The following is a 15,665-nucleotide window of genomic DNA, read 5'->3' on the forward strand; positions in this document are numbered from 1 at the left end:
TTTCTGCAGATGGGGGAAGCGGTTTCATTTTTCGGTGGCCACCAGGCCCCGTACGAACCAGCGCTGCAAGACGGCAACGACGACCAATGGGGGCAGCATGATGATCAGCGATCCGGCGAGCGTCACATTCCAATCCGGCGTGCCGTTGTCGGCCGGCAGGAGTGCGACCAGCGACATCATCGTGGTCTTATAGGCAGGGTCCGTCACCATCAGGAGCGGCCAGAGATACTGGTTCCAGCCGTAGACGAACATGATCGTGGTCAGAGCGAGCATGTTGGTGCGCGAGAGCGGCAAGAGCATATCGATAAAAAAAACGGACCGGGCCCGACCCGTCCATTCGCGCGGCCTCGGCTAGTTCATCGGGCAGAGTTAGGTAGAATTGGCGGTAAAGGAATGTTCCGGTGGCCGTTGCGATTAGCGGCAGCGTGAGACCGGCGTAGGAGTTGAGAAGGTTCCAGTCGAGGGACACCTCGAAACCAGTCGCAGCGGAGATGAGAAGCCGTACGGGCTGAAACAAATCGGCAGCGACTGCGTAGGTGGGCACGACACGCACCTCAAGCGGCAGCATCAACGTGATGAACACCATCCAGAAAAAGAAGCCCTTCAGCGGGGTTCGGAAGAATACGATGGCAAAGGCAGTCAACGCTGACAGTGCGACCTTCCCGACAGTCACGAGGCTGGCCATCACGAAGCTGTTCAACATCGCCGTCCCGAGGTTCGCCCGCGTCCAGGCGGCGCTCATATTCTCAAACAGGCGATCCTGCGGCAGGAAACTGAAGGGTATGGCGTTGACCTGCTGAAACGTTTGGCTCGCGCCCGACACGATGACGATGAAGGGACCTATCAGCAGGAGGAAGCCGAAGATCATCACGCCATAGGTGAGGGCGTTTGCGAAAGGGGTCCGCTGAATCATGACTGCCTCACTTGTAATGGACCTGGCGCTCGATGAAGCGGAACTGGATAAAGGTGAAGATCATGATGAGGCCGATGAGCACGAGGCTCTGGGCCGACGCGCCGGAGTAGTTCAGTCCACGGAACGCCTCCTCGACGATGCGGAAGACCATCACATCCGTGCCGTGGTTCGGGCCGCCATCCGTCGTACGCGCGACGATGCCGTAAGTGTCCGCACCGACGAAACCTTCGGTCATCATGATCACGAGCAGGAAGAAAAGCGTGGGCGCAAGCATCGGTATCTGGATGTCGAGCGCGCGGCGTATCGGGCCGCAGCCGTCCATCGCTGCAGCCTCGATGAGCGACCGCGGGACAGACTGCAGACCTGCGAGAAGGAAGATGAAAGTGTAGCCCGCCCATTTCCAGGCAAACACGACGATGACGAGAATAAGGGCATGGCTGCCATACTTGGCTGGGTTCCAGAAGTCCGGAAAGGCGGCGTTGACCGATGCCATCAGCCCGCGCTCTGGCGACAGGATGAAACGGAAGGCCATGCCGGCAGCAGGTCCCGCAATCGCGTAAGGCAGGATGTAGAGGAACCTGAAGGGCGCGGAACCCGGTAGCTGGCGGTCAACCGCCAGGGCAAGAACAAGGCCGATAAAGATCGTAGCCAAGGTGCCACAAAGGGCGAACGCCAGGCTGACCCCAACGGAATTCCAGTAGAGCGGGTCGGCGAACACTTCCTTGAAATTGGCAAGTCCGACGAATTCCGCAGTTCCACCGAAGGGCGGTTCGAGCGTGAATGCCCAGCGCAACACCGCGACCGCCGGCCAGTAGAAAAAGAACAGGATCAGGATGATCTGCGGCAGGGCGAATAGGCTGGGCAGCCACCAGCTACGAAAGGCCGCGCGCTTGTCCATGTGTGCAAATTCCGTGCGTAAGAACAGGTATGGGAGCCTGCCATCGCTCAGGCAGGCTCCCGACGGATCAGATTTTAGTTCAGCGTCTGACCGGCGTAGGTTTTCTCGAAGCGACGCAGCACTGCGTTGCCACGTTCGACCGTCTTGTCGAGCTCGGCCTGTACGTCTGCATTCTGCATGAAGATCGCTTCGAGGGCCGTTGCGAATTCCTTGCGGATCTGAGTGAAGCCGCCCAGGCGAATGCCACGGGTATTTTCCGACGTCGGCGTGAACGAGAGGCTCTGGATGGCAAATTCACGCCCCTTGTAGGGCGCCTTGTCGTAGAAGCCGTTGGACTTCATCGCGTCGAAACCGGTCTTCGTTACCGGAATGTATCCCGTCACCGTCGACCACCACTCGGCCATTTCCGGTGTCGCGATGTAGTTGAGGAATGCTGCTGCACCCTTGTATTCCGCTTCCGGACGGCCAGCCAGCACCCAAAGGGATGCGCCGCCGACCAGCGAATTCTGACGCTCTGTGCCTTTCCATACCGGCAACATGGCGACATCCCACTTCACGCCCTCGGGAAGGGACTTGCCGATGGTGCCATGGTCGGCGATCGAGGTCTGTATCATCTGGCAGGTCTGGGACGTGAAGGCAGGGACGGTATCCATGCCAAGCTGCTTGGTCTTGACGACGAAGAGCTTCTCGTCTGCCATTTTCTTGAAGAACTTCACGTGATCGACGAACTTGGTCTTGTTGACGACGAGTTCGGCATCCAGCCCCTGGTAACCATTCGCCTTGGTGGCGATCGGCTGGTTATGAATGGCCGAAAACTGCTCCATGAGCGGCCATGTGTCGAAGTTGAAAGCGAGCGGGCATTCGAAGCCGGCGGCCTTCAGCTTGCGGGCCGCTTCCTCGACCTGTTCCCAGGTGTCGGGCTTGAAGTCCACGCCGGCCTTCTGGAACGCATCGACGTTGTAATAGAACATTGCAGTCGAGGAATTGAAGGGGAAGGAATTCAGTTCGCCCCCAGCGGTCGCATAATAGTTGGCGATGCCGCCGAAATAATTGTTCCAATCGATCGTATAGCCGTTGTCGGCCATCAGCTTCTTGGCCGGCACGAACGCGCCGGACAGCATCATGTCCAGGGTGCCGGCATCGTAGATCTGCGTGATCGCGGGCTGTTTTTTGGCGCGGTATGCCGCAATAGTGTTTTGCAGGGTCGTGTCGTATCCGTTTTGCGAGGTGCAGACGATTTCGAATTCGGGCTGGCTATCGTTGAACTTCTTGCACGCTTCCTGAACCCGCTCTCCAAGATCACCCGAAAGACCGTACCAGAATTCGAATTTCGTCATTTCAGCTGCTGCTGGTGAAGGGCCAAACGCGGCGGTTGCCATCAGGCTGATAAGTGCGAACGTGGTGGCGGAGTCTCTCATTGCAAAACGCTCCTTGCAGAATGGCGGTCACCAAAATCGGCGACACGAATGAGCCGGAGCGCTTGCTAACAGTTGAGTGTGACATTCCCAGCCAAATCGAATGATGAAACGATGAAAGTTCGATTACGGTATTATGAAGGGCCGAGCGCGCATTGGCGTTAGGCTTCTTCCCAGGTGGTCGGAACGACTGCCGCCAAACCAAAGTTTGTGCGAACGAATGAAGTGTTCAATTTTTTTGATTGAACCGATCTGCGAACGCGAACCAGTTGATCGCTGCGCCAGATGGTGCGCTATCGACCATCGCTCTCCTCGTGGAGCTGGAAGTCACTGCTGCTATTGCAGGATCGCGTAGAAGCTGCGCTCGCTTCGCCGCAGCACGAATTTCCTGCGTGAATTCATGCGTGGAAGTGCGCTCCCTGAGAAGTATTCCGCACCGAAGATCTCGAATTCAAAGGTTGGTCACGCGGCGAGATTCTGCCGGTGCCGGGAGGAATCGGTACGCACCTTGGGTTAAGCGCTAAATCTCTGTCTTCGCCGGGCAGCGCTTTGTTCAACACGCTTTGGACCCAGGTCTCCGGTGCTAGTGCCATAGTTAAACGCTCACCGAAAACCAAGACAAAACATAACTGTTGAATTATGATTTCCACCCCATATTTCATTTTTGCATCACCGTTTCGCATGGCAAACTGACAGACATCAAAATCGGATTGCTTTGTGATGACGGTGCCGCAGCGGGAGTGGACGGTGCCACAGGGAGGAAATATGAAACGGACAATTCTGGCCGCGCTTGCGGCCTTGGCCTTGAGTGGTGCTGCCTATGCGGACACGATCAAGATCGGCGTCGTTGGACCCTTTTCCGGTCCCTTCGCGCTGCAGGGCAAGAACTTCAAGGCTGGCATCGACGCCTATATGGCATTGAACGGCAGCAAGGTCGGCGACGATGATATCGAGATCATCTATCGCGACGTGCCGCAGGCCGATCCGGCGCAGTCCAAGGCGCTTGCCCAGGAACTGGTTGTCAAGGAAGGCGTGCAGTATCTGGCCGGCTTCTATTTCACCCCCGATGCAATGGCCGTCACGCCGCTTCTGGAACAGGCCAACGTGCCGCTGGTGATCATGAACGCGGCGACGTCGGCGATCGTGACCAAAAGCCCGCTGGTGGTGCGTACCTCGTTTACCACTTGGCAGACCTCGACGCCGATCGCCAAGGTGGCGAAGGATGCGGGCGTTTCCAAGGTCATCTCGGTGGTCAGCGACTACGGCCCGGGCGTCGATGCTGAACATGCCTTCAAGGCCGGTTTTGAGGCGGCCGGTGGACAGGTCGTCGAAGCCATTCGCATGCCGCTTGCCACCAACGACTTCTCGCCGATCATGCAGCGCATCAAGGACTCTGGTGCCGAAGGCGTCTTCGCCTTCCTGCCGTCGGGCCCGACCACGCTTGGTTTCGTCAAAGCCTATAACGAAAACGGCCTGAAGAGCGGCGGCATCAAGTTCTTTGCTCCAGGCGATCTGACGCAGGAATCCGATCTGCCGGCGCTTGGCGAAGCAGCGCTCGGCATCCAGACGACGTTCCACTACGCCGTCTCGCACGACAGTCCGGAAAACAAGACTTTTGTCGAAGCGGCCGCAAAGGCCATCGGCAATCCGGCCGAACTCTCCTTCCCCTCGGTCGGCGCCTATGATGGCATGCATGTGATCTACAAGATGATCGAGGCGACCGGCGGCGAGCAGGACGCGCAGAAGGCCGTCGATGCAGTCAAGGGTCTTTCCTGGACGAGCCCGAGGGGCCCGGTTTCCATCGATCCGGAATCGCGCCACATCACGCAGAACATCTACCTGCGCGAAGTAACCAAGGCTGATGACGGCACCTACTACAACAAGGAAGTTCAGACTTTCGAGAAGCAGGGCGATCCCGGTCTGGCGGCGCTGAAATAGGCTTTTGGGCAATTTGGGTTCCCGTTGAGCCCCGCCCACATTGGCCGCAAAACACCGGCGTCCGGCGAATAGAGCGATCCGGGCGCCCCAAAGCATTTCCAGGAAAAGTGCGAAGCGGTTTTCCGTGAAGGGAATGCAAAAGATAGGGATGCATTTCCAGGAAAAGTGCGAAGCGGTTTTCAGTGAAGGGAATGCCTAAGATAGGGACGCATTTCCAGGAAAGGCGCGATGCGTTTTTCCATCCGGGAATACCTGAAATGGAAAGATGGAGCGTTTCGGTGCCTCCGTTGAAGGCGGAAACGAACCACGCGCGTGCGGCTGTTTGCCGGGGATGGGTTCGTCTCGTCCGCCCCTCAGCCGTCAGTGATAACGAAAGGCATCGGATAGCCCCATGCAAACAGTCTTCAGCATCGCGATCGATGCCCTTGCTTATGGCATGGTGCTCTTCGTCATCTCCATCGGACTTTCCGTCACCATGGGGCTGATGCGCGTCGTCAACCTTGCGCATGGCGCATTTGCCATGATCGGCGGATACATCGCCTCCTATGCGGCGCGCGACCTCGGCCTTGCCTATGGATTTGCCATCGTGCTTGCCGTGTTCGGCACGATCCTGATCGCCATCCCGATCGAGCGTCTGCTTTATCGTCGCATCTATGGGGCGCCGGAACTGACCCAGGTGCTGATGACGATCGGCATCACCTTCTGCATCATCGGCATCGCCAACTATGTCTTCGGGCCGACGCTGAAGACCGTGCCGCTGCCGGGGCAACTGCAGGGCTCTGTCGATCTCGGTTTCCGCGCGATCGCCACGCATCGGCTCTTTGCGATCCTTTGCGGCCTCGCCGTAGCCATCGCCCTCTGGTACGCGATTGAAAGGACGGCGTTCGGCGTCAAGCTGCGGGCCTCGGTCGACAATGCCGCCATGGCCGCTGCACTCGGCGTGCGCACCGAGATCGTCTATGCCGTGAGTTTCGCGGTTGCCGTTGGCCTTGCCGCCTTCGGTGGAGTGGTCGGTGCCGAACTTCTGCCGGTCGAACCCTATTATGCGCTGCGCTACATGGTGACCTTCCTGGTCGTCGTGTCGGTCGGCGGTGCGGGCTCGATCCCCGGCGCGCTTGTCGCCTGCCTGCTGCTCGGCGGCATCGACACGACCGGCCGCTACCTGATGCCCGAGTTCGGCGAATTCTTCTTCTATCTGGCCGTCATCGCAATCATCTGCGTCTTCCCGCGCGGACTTGCCGGGAGAGCCAAGGGATGACCATGACCACCACCAACGACCTGATTGCACGGACAGCGGGCAAGCGCCGCTTCGGCGGCGGCGACCTGATCGGTCTCGGCGTCATTCTGGCGCTCGCTATTGTCGGCTACTTCCTGTTTCCCAACAATCTGGCGCTGCTGACGCGCATCATCGCCATCGCGCTGTTGGTGCTCTCGCTTGACCTCGTCACCGGCTATTGCGGGGTGGCGACGCTCGGACACGCGGCGCTGTTCGGCGCCGGTGCCTATGCCGCGGGAATTGTCTCGGCGCATTACGGCATCAACGATCCCTTCGCGATGCTCGCCTTCGGCATTGCCGCCGGCGCCGTTGCCGGCCTCATCTGCGGAGCGGTGATCCTGCGTGCACACGGTCTTCCGCAACTGGTGCTGTCGATCGCCCTCATCCACCTCTTCCATGAGTTCGCCAACAAGGCGTCGTCCTGGACCGGCGGCAGTGATGGCCTGTCCGGCATCGCGCCGAGCGCTTTGCTCGGTCTTTACGAGTTTGACCTGTGGGGACGCACGGCTTACGTCTTCGGCGTCGTGCTGCTGGTGCTTGTCTTCGCCGTCCTGCGGCTGATCGTGCGCTCGCCCTTCGGCATGCTGTGTCGCGCCATCAAGGAAGACCCGATCCGCATCCGCTCGATGGGGGCATCGCCGAAGGGCGCGCTGATGAAGATGTATGTCATCTCCGGGGCCGTGGCCGGTGTCGGCGGCGCGCTCAACGCCATCTCGACGCAGGTGGTCGGTCTCGACAGCCTGTCCTTCACCATGTCGGCCGAAAGCCTGGTGATGCTCGTTCTCGGTGGAACTGGTTCGCTCTTCGGCGCGCTCACGGGCACCATTGTCTTCATGTTCTTCGAAGACGTCGTTTCCGCCGCCAATCCGTTCCACTGGCTGACGATGGTCGGCGCCCTGCTGATCGCCGTCGTCCTCTTCGCGCCGAAGGGGCTCTACGGAACGGCAGCCGCCTTCGTTGCCCGCCGCCGGGAGGCAAAGTGATGCAGCCCATCTTTGAAGTTCGCAACCTCAAGCGTGCCTTTGGCGGCCTGGCAGTGACCAATGACGTAAGTCTCAGAATGGCGCCGGGCGACCGCGTGGCGCTGATCGGCCCGAACGGCGCCGGCAAGACGACGTTCGTCAATCTGGTCACGGGCAACCTTGTTCCTGATTCTGGCGAGGTTCGCCTCGGCGGCGAGACGGTCACCCGTATCGATGCCATCGGCCGGGTGAGGAGAGGGCTGGTGCGCTCCTTCCAGGTCACGCGCCTGTTTCTCGACATGACGCCGGCCGAGCATGTGGCGCTCGCCGTCCTGCAGCGCGACGGCCGCTCCGGTCGTCTGTTCGGCAATTTTCTCTCGATGCCTGATGTGATGGATGAAGTCGGGCAACTGCTTGGCAAGCTCGGGCTTCGCGAACTGATGCATCGCAAGGTCAGTGAGATCGCCTATGGCCAGCAGCGCCTGCTTGAAATCGCCGTGGCGCTTGCCTTGAAGCCGAAGGTGCTGCTGCTCGACGAGCCGGCCGCCGGCGTGCCGCAGAGCGACACCGGTCGCATCGAGCAGGCGCTCGCCGATCTACCGGCGGATCTCGCCGTGCTGATGATCGAGCATGACATGGATCTGGTCTTCCGTTTTGCCAAGCGCGTCGTCGTTCTGGCGGCTGGCGCCATTATCTTTGACGGTTTGCCGTCTGATGTCACCCAGGATCCGCGGGTGCGAGAAGCCTATCTGGGGAGCTATGCCAATGCCAGCCACGCCGCTTGAGGTGGAAAACCTGTCCGCCGGTTATGGGCCGACGCGGGTGCTCGAAGGTATTTCGTTCTCGGTTCCAGCGGGCGCGCGCCTGGCCGTTCTCGGCCGCAACGGCATGGGCAAGACCACGCTGCTGGCGACGCTTGCCGGCCAGACGAAACGCTACGACGGGCGCATTCGCATGGGTGATGCTGACGTGACAGCACTGCCAAGCGCGTCACGCGCTCGCAAGGGCTTAGGCTTCGTGCCACAGGCGCGTTGCGTGTTTCCGACCCTGACCGTCGAGGAAAACCTGTTCGTCGGTCTCAAGGACCGGCCGAAGACCGCACTGCAGGAGGCTTACGACATGTTCCCGCGGCTTCATGAGCGGCGGCGGAACCTCGGCAGCCAGCTTTCCGGCGGCGAGCAGCAGATGCTGTCAACGGCGCGCTCGATCCTCGGTCGTCCGTCGGTCCTGCTGCTGGATGAGCCCCTCGAGGGGCTTGCCCCGGTGATCTGCGAGGAACTGATGAGGGCCTTTGCCGAACTCGCCAAGACCGGCGACATGACGATCGTGCTGGTCGAGCAGCGCATCCAGAGCGCGCTCGATTTCGCCGATCAAGTCATCGTGCTGGAGCGCGGACGCATTGCCTGGACGGGCACGCCGCAGGCGCTTTCAAGCGACCACGACGCCGTCGAGCGATTGCTGGGCGTCGGCGGACTTCACTGAAGCGATTGAGCGCAGTTTTTGCGGCCCTAAGGTTTGAGCGCGACCGAGCTGTCTTTGCCGTGGAGTGAAAGCGTCAAACGGCGTGGGTCTCAATGTCGTCAAGTATGGACAACATCTTCCTTCCCATCGCAAAGGCTCTGGCATCGCCTCTTTCGATGAGCGCATTCGCTACGACCCGTGACCGACTTGGGACATCAACGAGCCTCTCGACGTCGATATTGTCGAATATTCGCAAGCCATAACGCTCGGCCGCCAGCTTGAGATATTCTGCTAAACGATCCTTGCGCTTTCTGTGATCTTCGCGCATGTCTGCGGCGGCGCTGACAATATCATTGCGTCGATCGCGCGGAACCAGCACTTCCGCTCGAACGAGGTCAGCTGCGCCACTACGCTCAGGGTGCCTTTTCATCCTGTCTCGAGACGCCATCGCCGATCCCCTTCCTCGCCAAAATATGCGTATCCCGGATACGCATCAAGTTGGATCACGGACATGTCATCTCGGCGCCGCCATACATGGGGCGACGGACAGGGCGGGGCCGCTCAATATATGGGGTCGATCCTGAGAATAGGACCCAGGGCAAGAAAGAGCCCGTTAGCTTAGAACGCGACTGCGACGCTTCTTCAAACCGAAGCGCGAACGCGCTCCCAGGCGTTCATCAGGTGACGGCCGAGCACTTCGGACAGCTTGGCCTTGTCGCGGGCTTCGAGCGCAACGATCATCTCGTCATGCTCGGCAACCGCGGCCGCCCATTTTTCCGGGCCTTCGTGGCCGATGAAGCGGATGCGCTTCAGCCGTGTCTGCAGAACGCTGTGCATGTCGGCGAGCGCCGCATTTTCGGCGAGCTGTACGATCGCCGAGTGAATCTGCTGGTTGAGCTTGTAGTATTGCAGCCGGTCGCCGACCTTGTAGCGACGGACCATTTCGTCATGTAGCGCGCGGACTTCGGCAATGCCGGCGTCGCTTGCCGCATCACAGGCAAGCTTGCCCGCAAGTTCCTCCAGCGTCTGCAACACGGTCAGCATGTCGTGCACGTCCTTGGCGCTGAAGCGCTTCACGACGGCGCCGCGACTGGGCACGAGTTCGACCAATCCCTCACTCGCCAGGTACTTGATGGCTTCGCGCAAGGGTGTGCGGGAGACGCCGAGCTGCTCGCCGAGCTGGCCCTCATGCAGGCGCGTACCGGGCGAAAGGTCACCTTCAATGATCATGTCGCGCAGGTGGCTGACAAGAGTGTCATGCAGAGCGGTTCGCCTGATCGGGCCGGGGCCGCCGTCGGCGCGTCTCTCCAGTGGTGTGATTTCGTTCATCATTTTGCTTCTGCGCTTGGTGGCCGCGTGTCGGCCATCCGTTCCCCGTGCGTGCCGATTGAATCAGCACTGTCTGATTGAAGCATGGAGACAGGGCTCGCCATCGTCAACAGAAAATGCTGCATACAGAATACAAAAGACTTGATGCAGAATTTTGAATAACGTATGACAGCCTGCGAAAAGCATGAAGTGGAGGACATCTCACATGACGACCAATGGTGCTGCCGGTAACGGCGCGCGTCCTGTCATCGCGCTTGCCATGGGTGATCCCGCCGGCATCAGCCCCGAGCTGACCGCGCGGCTGCTGGCCCTTCCCGATATTCGCGAGGCCGCACACATCATCACGATCGGCGATCGCCGCATTCTGGACGAAGGCGCCAAGGCTGCCGGTCTGACGCTCGATCTCGCGTCCTCGACGCTTGAGGATCTCGACAAGGCCGGTACCGCCCGTCACGTATTCGTCGACCTCGGTCATCTCGATCCGGCAGACGTCGATCGCGGCGAGGCGACGCTCGCCGGCGGCACGTTTGCAACGCGCAATTTCCGCACGGCGCTGGAGCTTGCCCACGCCGGCAAGGCCGAGGCCGTGTGCTTCACGCCCTTCAACAAGAAGGCCATGCGCTTTGCCTATCCCGGCTATGACGATGAGATCCGTTTCGTTGCCGACGTGCTCGGCTTCACCGGCAAGGTTCGCGAATTCAACGTCCTCGAGAAGGTCTGGAATGCGCGTGTCACCTCGCACATTCCACTCAAGGACGTGGCTGACAACCTTTCGGTCGAGGGCATTCTCGCCGAGGTCGAACTGACCCAGACCTGCCTCAAGGAGGCCGGTTACGAAGAGGCGAAGATCGCAATTGCAGGCCTCAACCCGCATGCCGGCGACGGCGGCAGCTTCGGCATGGAAGAGATCGACATCATCGAGCCGGCGGTCGAGAAGGCGAAGGCGCTCGGCTACAACGTCGATGGCCCGTTCCCGGCCGACACCGTTTTCGTGCGCGCACTCAAGGAAGGCTTCAATGCCGTCCTGACGATGTATCACGATCAGGGTCAGATCGCGATGAAGCTCATGGGCTTCGACAAGGGTGTGACGATGATGGGCGGCCTGCCGTTCCCGCTCTGCACCCCAGCCCACGGCACTGCCTATGACATTGCCGGCAAGGGCATTGCCGATGTCGGCGCAAGCCGCGAGGCGCTTCTGCTCGCCGTTCGCATGGCGAAGAAAAAGGCTGCCCTTTCGGCTGCTGCCTGAATTCGCACGCTTTCAACCACTACCGGCGCAGGAGGAGGTCTTGCGCCGCATCTCACTCAACGGGAGGACTAGATATGAAGAAATCCGTTTCTATCGCATGCATCATGGCAGCCGCATTCGGCGTTGCTGCTCCGGCGTCGGCCTTCGAGCCGGACCGTCCGGTTGAATTCGTCGTCACGGCTGGCCCGGGCGGCGGCACGGACATCTTCGCGCGCACGATCCAGGCGATCATCGGCAAGTACGAACTGATGAAGGCGCCTGTTGTCGTCACCAACAAGGGCAGCGCCGGCGGCGCCGAAGGTTTCGTCTACACGGCGACCAACAAGGGCGACGCCTACAAGCTGGCATTCGGCACCAACAATGCTTACCTGCTGCCGGTCCGCGCCAAGGTGCCTTACAAGCCCGAGGATTTGACGCCGGTTGCAGCACTTGCTTCCGACGAATTCATCCTCTGGGTCAACGGCAAGGCGTCTTACACAACGGCTGCCGACTTCGCCGCAAAGGCCAAGGAAGGTGGACTGAAGATCGGCGGAAGCCAGTCGAAGGACGTCGACCAGATCCTCACCTCGATGATCAACGACGCGACCGGTGCGACTATCAACTACATCCCGTTCAAGAGCGGCGGCGAAGCCGCTGTTCAGCTTGCCGGTGAACACCTCGACGCCAACGTCAACAACCCGAGTGAAAACCTCGGCCAGTGGCAGGCCGGCATGGTCAAGCCGCTGTGCGTCTTCAAGAGCGTCAAGCTGACGAACGACGCCAAGGTTGCTGGCGACAAGGGCTGGAGCGACATCCCGACCTGCAAGGAGTCGGGCATTGCCATCGACAACTACTCCATGCCGCGCACCGTCTGGCTGCCGGCTGGCGTGGAACCCGATGCCGTCAAGTTCTACGCGGACCTGATGCGCAAGGTTTCCGAAACGCCGGAGTGGGCGAAGTATCTTGCCGATACCTCGCAGTCTCCCGCTTACATCGCTGGCGACGATTTCAAGGCCGCCATCGAGATGGACGGCGCCGCAGTCGGCGAAGTTCTGAAGCGCGAAGGCTGGCTCGCCAACTAAAACAGGCGATATATCGGGACGGGCGCCTCGACAGCGCCGCGCGTCAAGTATGACGCGCTTAACGGGAGCGCCCGTCAACCGGTTTGAAAGGTCACGATCATGAGTGAGAACAGTGCGAATGGGCTCTCCCGCTTCGCGGTGGAGCTTGGCGTTGCCGCGTTGACGGGTATCTTCGGTGCAGCCGTCTGCTATGGCGCCTCCGATGTCGGCGCCGGATGGAGCGATTTCGGCCCAGAGGCCGGCTATTTTCCCTTCTACATCGGCGTTCTGATCATTCTGGGAAGCATCGCGAATGCGATCGGTGCATTCGTGAAGCATCGCGGCACGGGTGATATCTTCATCGACTCTGCCCGCGCCCGCGTCGTTGCCTCATTCCTCTTGCCTCTTGTCGCCTTTGCCGGCGTCTCCGCCTGGCTTGGCCTCTATGTCGGGACGGCGCTCTATATCGCCGGTGCGATGCTCTTCCAGGGACGCTACAAGTGGTGGATCGCACTGCCGGCCGGCGTTACCGTTTCGCTCTTCTTCTTCATCGTATTCGAGATCGGCTTCAAGGTTCCGCTGTTGAAGGGACCGGTCGAGGCATGGTTCGGGATCTACTGATCCTGGCCGCTTAAAGTTTCCCCGGGAGGAATGACATGGAAAATATCGGTCTTCTGATCGATGGCTTCGGCCACATCCTCAGCTGGAATCACATCCTGCTGATGATGGTCGGCGTCACGCTCGGCATTCTGGTCGGCGTTCTGCCCGGCCTCGGCGCGCCCAACGGCGTCTCGCTGCTGTTGCCGCTGACCTTCTCCATGGATCCGATCTCCGCCATCATCCTGCTCTCCTGCATGTATTGGGGAGCGCTGTTCGGCGGCTCGACGACATCCATCCTGTTCAATATTCCAGGCGAGCCCTCGTCGGTCGCAACCACCTTCGACGGCTATCCGATGGCCAAGGCAGGCCAGGCGAGCCGCGCCTTGACGCTGGCCTTCGTCTCGGCCGGCATCGGCGCACTTGCCGGCGTCGTGATGATCACGCTCCTGTCGGGCTGGGTCGCGAATTTCGCGCTGCGCTTTTCCTCGCCCGAATATTTCGCGGTCTACTTCCTCGCCTTTGCAAGCTTCATCTCGATGGGGGCGCAATCGCCGTTCAAGACGCTCGTGTCGATGATGGTTGGTTTTGCACTTGCATCCGTCGGCATGGACACAATCTCCGGCGATCTGCGCCTGACCTTCGACATCCCGACCCTGATCAAGGGCGTCAGCTTCCTGATCGCCGTCATGGGCCTCTTCGGCATCGGCGAACTGTTGCTGACGACGGAAGAGGGGCTGCGCTTCGAAGGCATCAAGGCGCGCGTCAGGCTCGCCGAAATCGGCCGTACGCTGGTCGAGATCCCGCGCTATTGGCTGACGATCGCGCGCTCGACCATCATCGGCATCTGGATGGGCATCACGCCTGCCGGCCCGACCGCAGCCTCCTTCATGAGCTATGGCGTCGCCCGTCGTTCGGCGCGCGACAAGTCGAAGTTCGGCAAGGGCGACCCGCGCGGCATCGTAGCACCCGAGACCGCCGACCATTCGGCCGGAACCTCGGCACTGTTGCCGATGCTGGCGCTCGGCGTTCCAGGTTCGGCCACGGCTGCCGTCATGATGGGCGGCCTGATGATCTGGGGCCTGACGCCCGGTCCGATGCTGTTTACCGACCGGCCCGATTTCGTTTGGGGTCTGATTGCCTCGATGTATCTCGGCAACGTCGTCGCCGTCATCCTGGTGCTTGCCACCGTGCCGCTCTATGCCTCGATCCTGCGCGTGCCGTTCTCGATCATCGGCCCGATCATCGTCGCCGTCATCTTCTCCGGCGCCTATCAGGTGGCAAATTCCGTCTCCGACATCTTCATGGTCATCGGCTTCGGCGTGCTGGGCTACGTCTTCAAGAAGCTCGACTATCCGCTGGCGCCGCTGGTTCTGGCCATGGTGCTCGGCGACAAGGCCGAGGATGCCTTCCGCCAGTCGATGCTTCTGTCGAGCGGATCGCTGAATATTTTCTGGTCAAATGCGCTGGTTTCGTCGTTGATGGCGCTTGGCCTGGCAATGCTGCTGTCGCCTGTCGTCTTCGGACTGATCGGCCTGGTTCGCAAGCGCAAGGACGATGATGCAACATCGCCGGGCGACGGTAGCGCGGCGGCTTGACGGAGCCGCCGCACCAAACTTCAAAAAATTGGGGAAACGCCATGGCAAACGCGCCGCGCAAATGGAACCGTGACACCTGGCCGATCGCTGCCGCCATGATTCAGTATCCGAACATGCTGGCAGACGGCCGCTCGGTTCAGGACCAGTCGGTCGAGGAGTGGGCACTGACGCTCGATGACGTCGTCGATGCCGGTTTCACCGAACTCGACCCGACCGACAGCTGGATCCGTCTTGCCGATTTGTCACCGGCACGGCTCGAGAGCTTCGTCGCATTGACGCGCGATCTCGGCCTGACCATGCCGGGGATCTCGACTGCGCGTCGCAGCGTCATCGATCCTGTTCATGGTGACGACTATCTCGCCTATGGTCACCGGGTGATCGACACGGCTGCGGCGATCGGGGCAGGTTCAGTCTCCTTCGGGTTCTTCGGTCCGTTGACCGATGCACAGAAGAAGGCGCTGTGGTTCTGGACCGTCGATGGCGTCAAGAATCCTGATGATGCAGCCATCTGGCAGAAGGGCGTTTCGCGCATCCGCGAGCTCGGCAGCCATGCCGAAGAGCTCGGCATCGAGTTGGCGCTCGAGATGTACGAAGACACCTATATCGGTTCGGCCGACAGCGCCGTGCGCTTCGTTACCGACGTCGGTCTTGCGAATGTCGGCATCAACGCCGACCTCGGCAACCTGGTCCGCCTGCATCGTCCGGTCGAGCACTGGCAGGAAATGATGGCGAAGGTTGCACCCTTTGCCAAATACTGGCACGTCAAGAACTACAACCGCACCGAGGACGAAACTTCGGGGCTGATCGTGACCCATCCAGCCCCGCTGGAGTTCGGCGTGATCAACTACCGTTCCGCCATTCGCATGGCGCTTTCGCACGGGTTCCAGAGCCCGTTCCTCTGCGAGCATTACGGTGGCGATGGCCTTTCCGTCAGCGCAACCAATCGGGACTATCTGAGGCGCATTCTGCCTCGCGACTAAGGAACAAGT

The 15,665-nt window shown here is 60.5% G+C and carries 14 protein-coding genes and 1 pseudogene; 10 read left to right on the forward strand and 5 right to left on the reverse strand.

Features of this window, described 5'->3' with window-relative positions; translation table 11 throughout:
- Positions 1-24 precede the first annotated feature (24 nt).
- From BKP54_RS28905 to BKP54_RS28915, 3 genes and pseudogenes are all read right to left on the reverse strand, one after another.
- Positions 25-913 (reverse strand): annotated as a pseudogene (locus tag BKP54_RS28905) (ABC transporter permease subunit).
- Positions 914-920: 7 nt separating this feature from the next.
- Entirely contained in the window at positions 921-1,811 is an 891-nt protein-coding gene (locus tag BKP54_RS28910; RefSeq protein WP_057204681.1) for a sugar ABC transporter permease, read from the reverse strand.
- A gap of 74 nt (positions 1,812-1,885) precedes the next feature.
- The gene (locus BKP54_RS28915) at positions 1,886-3,190 is read right to left on the reverse strand and encodes an extracellular solute-binding protein (protein WP_245317922.1); all 1,305 of its coding nucleotides are present in this window, start codon (positions 3,188-3,190) and stop codon (positions 1,886-1,888) included.
- A gap of 801 nt (positions 3,191-3,991) precedes the next feature.
- On the opposite strand from BKP54_RS28915, the gene BKP54_RS28920 reads away from it, so the two are divergent.
- The 5 genes from BKP54_RS28920 to BKP54_RS28940 all read left to right on the forward strand — a co-directional run bounded on the left by BKP54_RS28920 (position 3,992) and on the right by BKP54_RS28940 (position 8,884).
- Positions 3,992-5,164 carry an ABC transporter substrate-binding protein gene (locus tag BKP54_RS28920; protein ID WP_057204677.1) on the forward strand — a complete coding sequence of 391 codons (1,173 nt, stop codon included), beginning with the start codon at positions 3,992-3,994 and terminating at the stop codon, positions 5,162-5,164.
- A gap of 391 nt (positions 5,165-5,555) precedes the next feature.
- Positions 5,556-6,422, forward strand: coding sequence for a branched-chain amino acid ABC transporter permease (locus BKP54_RS28925; RefSeq protein WP_084815279.1), 867 nt, complete (start codon positions 5,556-5,558; stop codon positions 6,420-6,422).
- Complete coding sequence (locus BKP54_RS28930) at positions 6,419-7,423, forward strand: branched-chain amino acid ABC transporter permease (protein ID WP_113568333.1); 1,005 nt, start codon at positions 6,419-6,421, stop codon at positions 7,421-7,423. Before BKP54_RS28925 ends, BKP54_RS28930 begins: the two co-directional genes overlap by 4 nt.
- A complete protein-coding gene (locus BKP54_RS28935) occupies positions 7,423-8,187 on the forward strand; it encodes an ABC transporter ATP-binding protein (protein ID WP_084815280.1) in 765 nt (254 codons plus the stop codon). Before BKP54_RS28930 ends, BKP54_RS28935 begins: the two co-directional genes overlap by 1 nt.
- Positions 8,168-8,884, forward strand: a complete 717-nt coding sequence (locus BKP54_RS28940; protein ID WP_057220321.1) for an ABC transporter ATP-binding protein — start codon at positions 8,168-8,170, stop codon at positions 8,882-8,884. Before BKP54_RS28935 ends, BKP54_RS28940 begins: the two co-directional genes overlap by 20 nt.
- Before the next feature lie 73 nt (positions 8,885-8,957).
- On the opposite strand, the gene BKP54_RS28945 is transcribed toward BKP54_RS28940, so the two are convergent.
- Positions 8,958-9,311, reverse strand: coding sequence for a hypothetical protein (locus BKP54_RS28945; RefSeq protein WP_084815281.1), 354 nt, complete (start codon positions 9,309-9,311; stop codon positions 8,958-8,960).
- 194 nt (positions 9,312-9,505) lie between these two features.
- Positions 9,506-10,192 (reverse strand): GntR family transcriptional regulator, encoded by a 687-nt coding sequence (locus BKP54_RS28950; protein ID WP_025429087.1) that lies wholly within the window; start codon positions 10,190-10,192, stop codon positions 9,506-9,508.
- Between the two features lie 205 nt (positions 10,193-10,397).
- Between BKP54_RS28950 and BKP54_RS28955 the strand changes: the two genes are divergently transcribed.
- The 5 genes from BKP54_RS28955 to BKP54_RS28975 all read left to right on the forward strand — a co-directional run bounded on the left by BKP54_RS28955 (position 10,398) and on the right by BKP54_RS28975 (position 15,656).
- Positions 10,398-11,441, forward strand: a complete 1,044-nt coding sequence (locus BKP54_RS28955) for a 4-hydroxythreonine-4-phosphate dehydrogenase PdxA (RefSeq protein WP_057223056.1) — start codon at positions 10,398-10,400, stop codon at positions 11,439-11,441.
- 74 nt (positions 11,442-11,515) lie between these two features.
- Entirely contained in the window at positions 11,516-12,502 is a 987-nt protein-coding gene (locus BKP54_RS28960) for a tripartite tricarboxylate transporter substrate binding protein (protein ID WP_084815282.1), read from the forward strand.
- 99 nt (positions 12,503-12,601) lie between these two features.
- Complete coding sequence (locus BKP54_RS28965) at positions 12,602-13,102, forward strand: tripartite tricarboxylate transporter TctB family protein (protein WP_025429084.1); 501 nt, start codon at positions 12,602-12,604, stop codon at positions 13,100-13,102.
- A 35-nt stretch (positions 13,103-13,137) separates the two neighbouring features.
- Positions 13,138-14,676 (forward strand): tripartite tricarboxylate transporter permease, encoded by a 1,539-nt coding sequence (locus BKP54_RS28970; protein WP_084815283.1) that lies wholly within the window; start codon positions 13,138-13,140, stop codon positions 14,674-14,676.
- Positions 14,677-14,717: 41 nt separating this feature from the next.
- On the forward strand, positions 14,718-15,656 hold the full coding sequence (locus BKP54_RS28975; RefSeq protein WP_025429082.1) for a sugar phosphate isomerase/epimerase family protein: 939 nt from the start codon (positions 14,718-14,720) through the stop codon (positions 15,654-15,656).
- The last annotated feature ends 9 nt before the right edge of the window (positions 15,657-15,665 follow it).

Source organism: Ensifer sp. 1H6 (genome assembly GCF_001976035.1).
Taxonomy (GTDB): Bacteria; Pseudomonadota; Alphaproteobacteria; order Rhizobiales; family Rhizobiaceae; genus Ensifer; species Ensifer canadensis.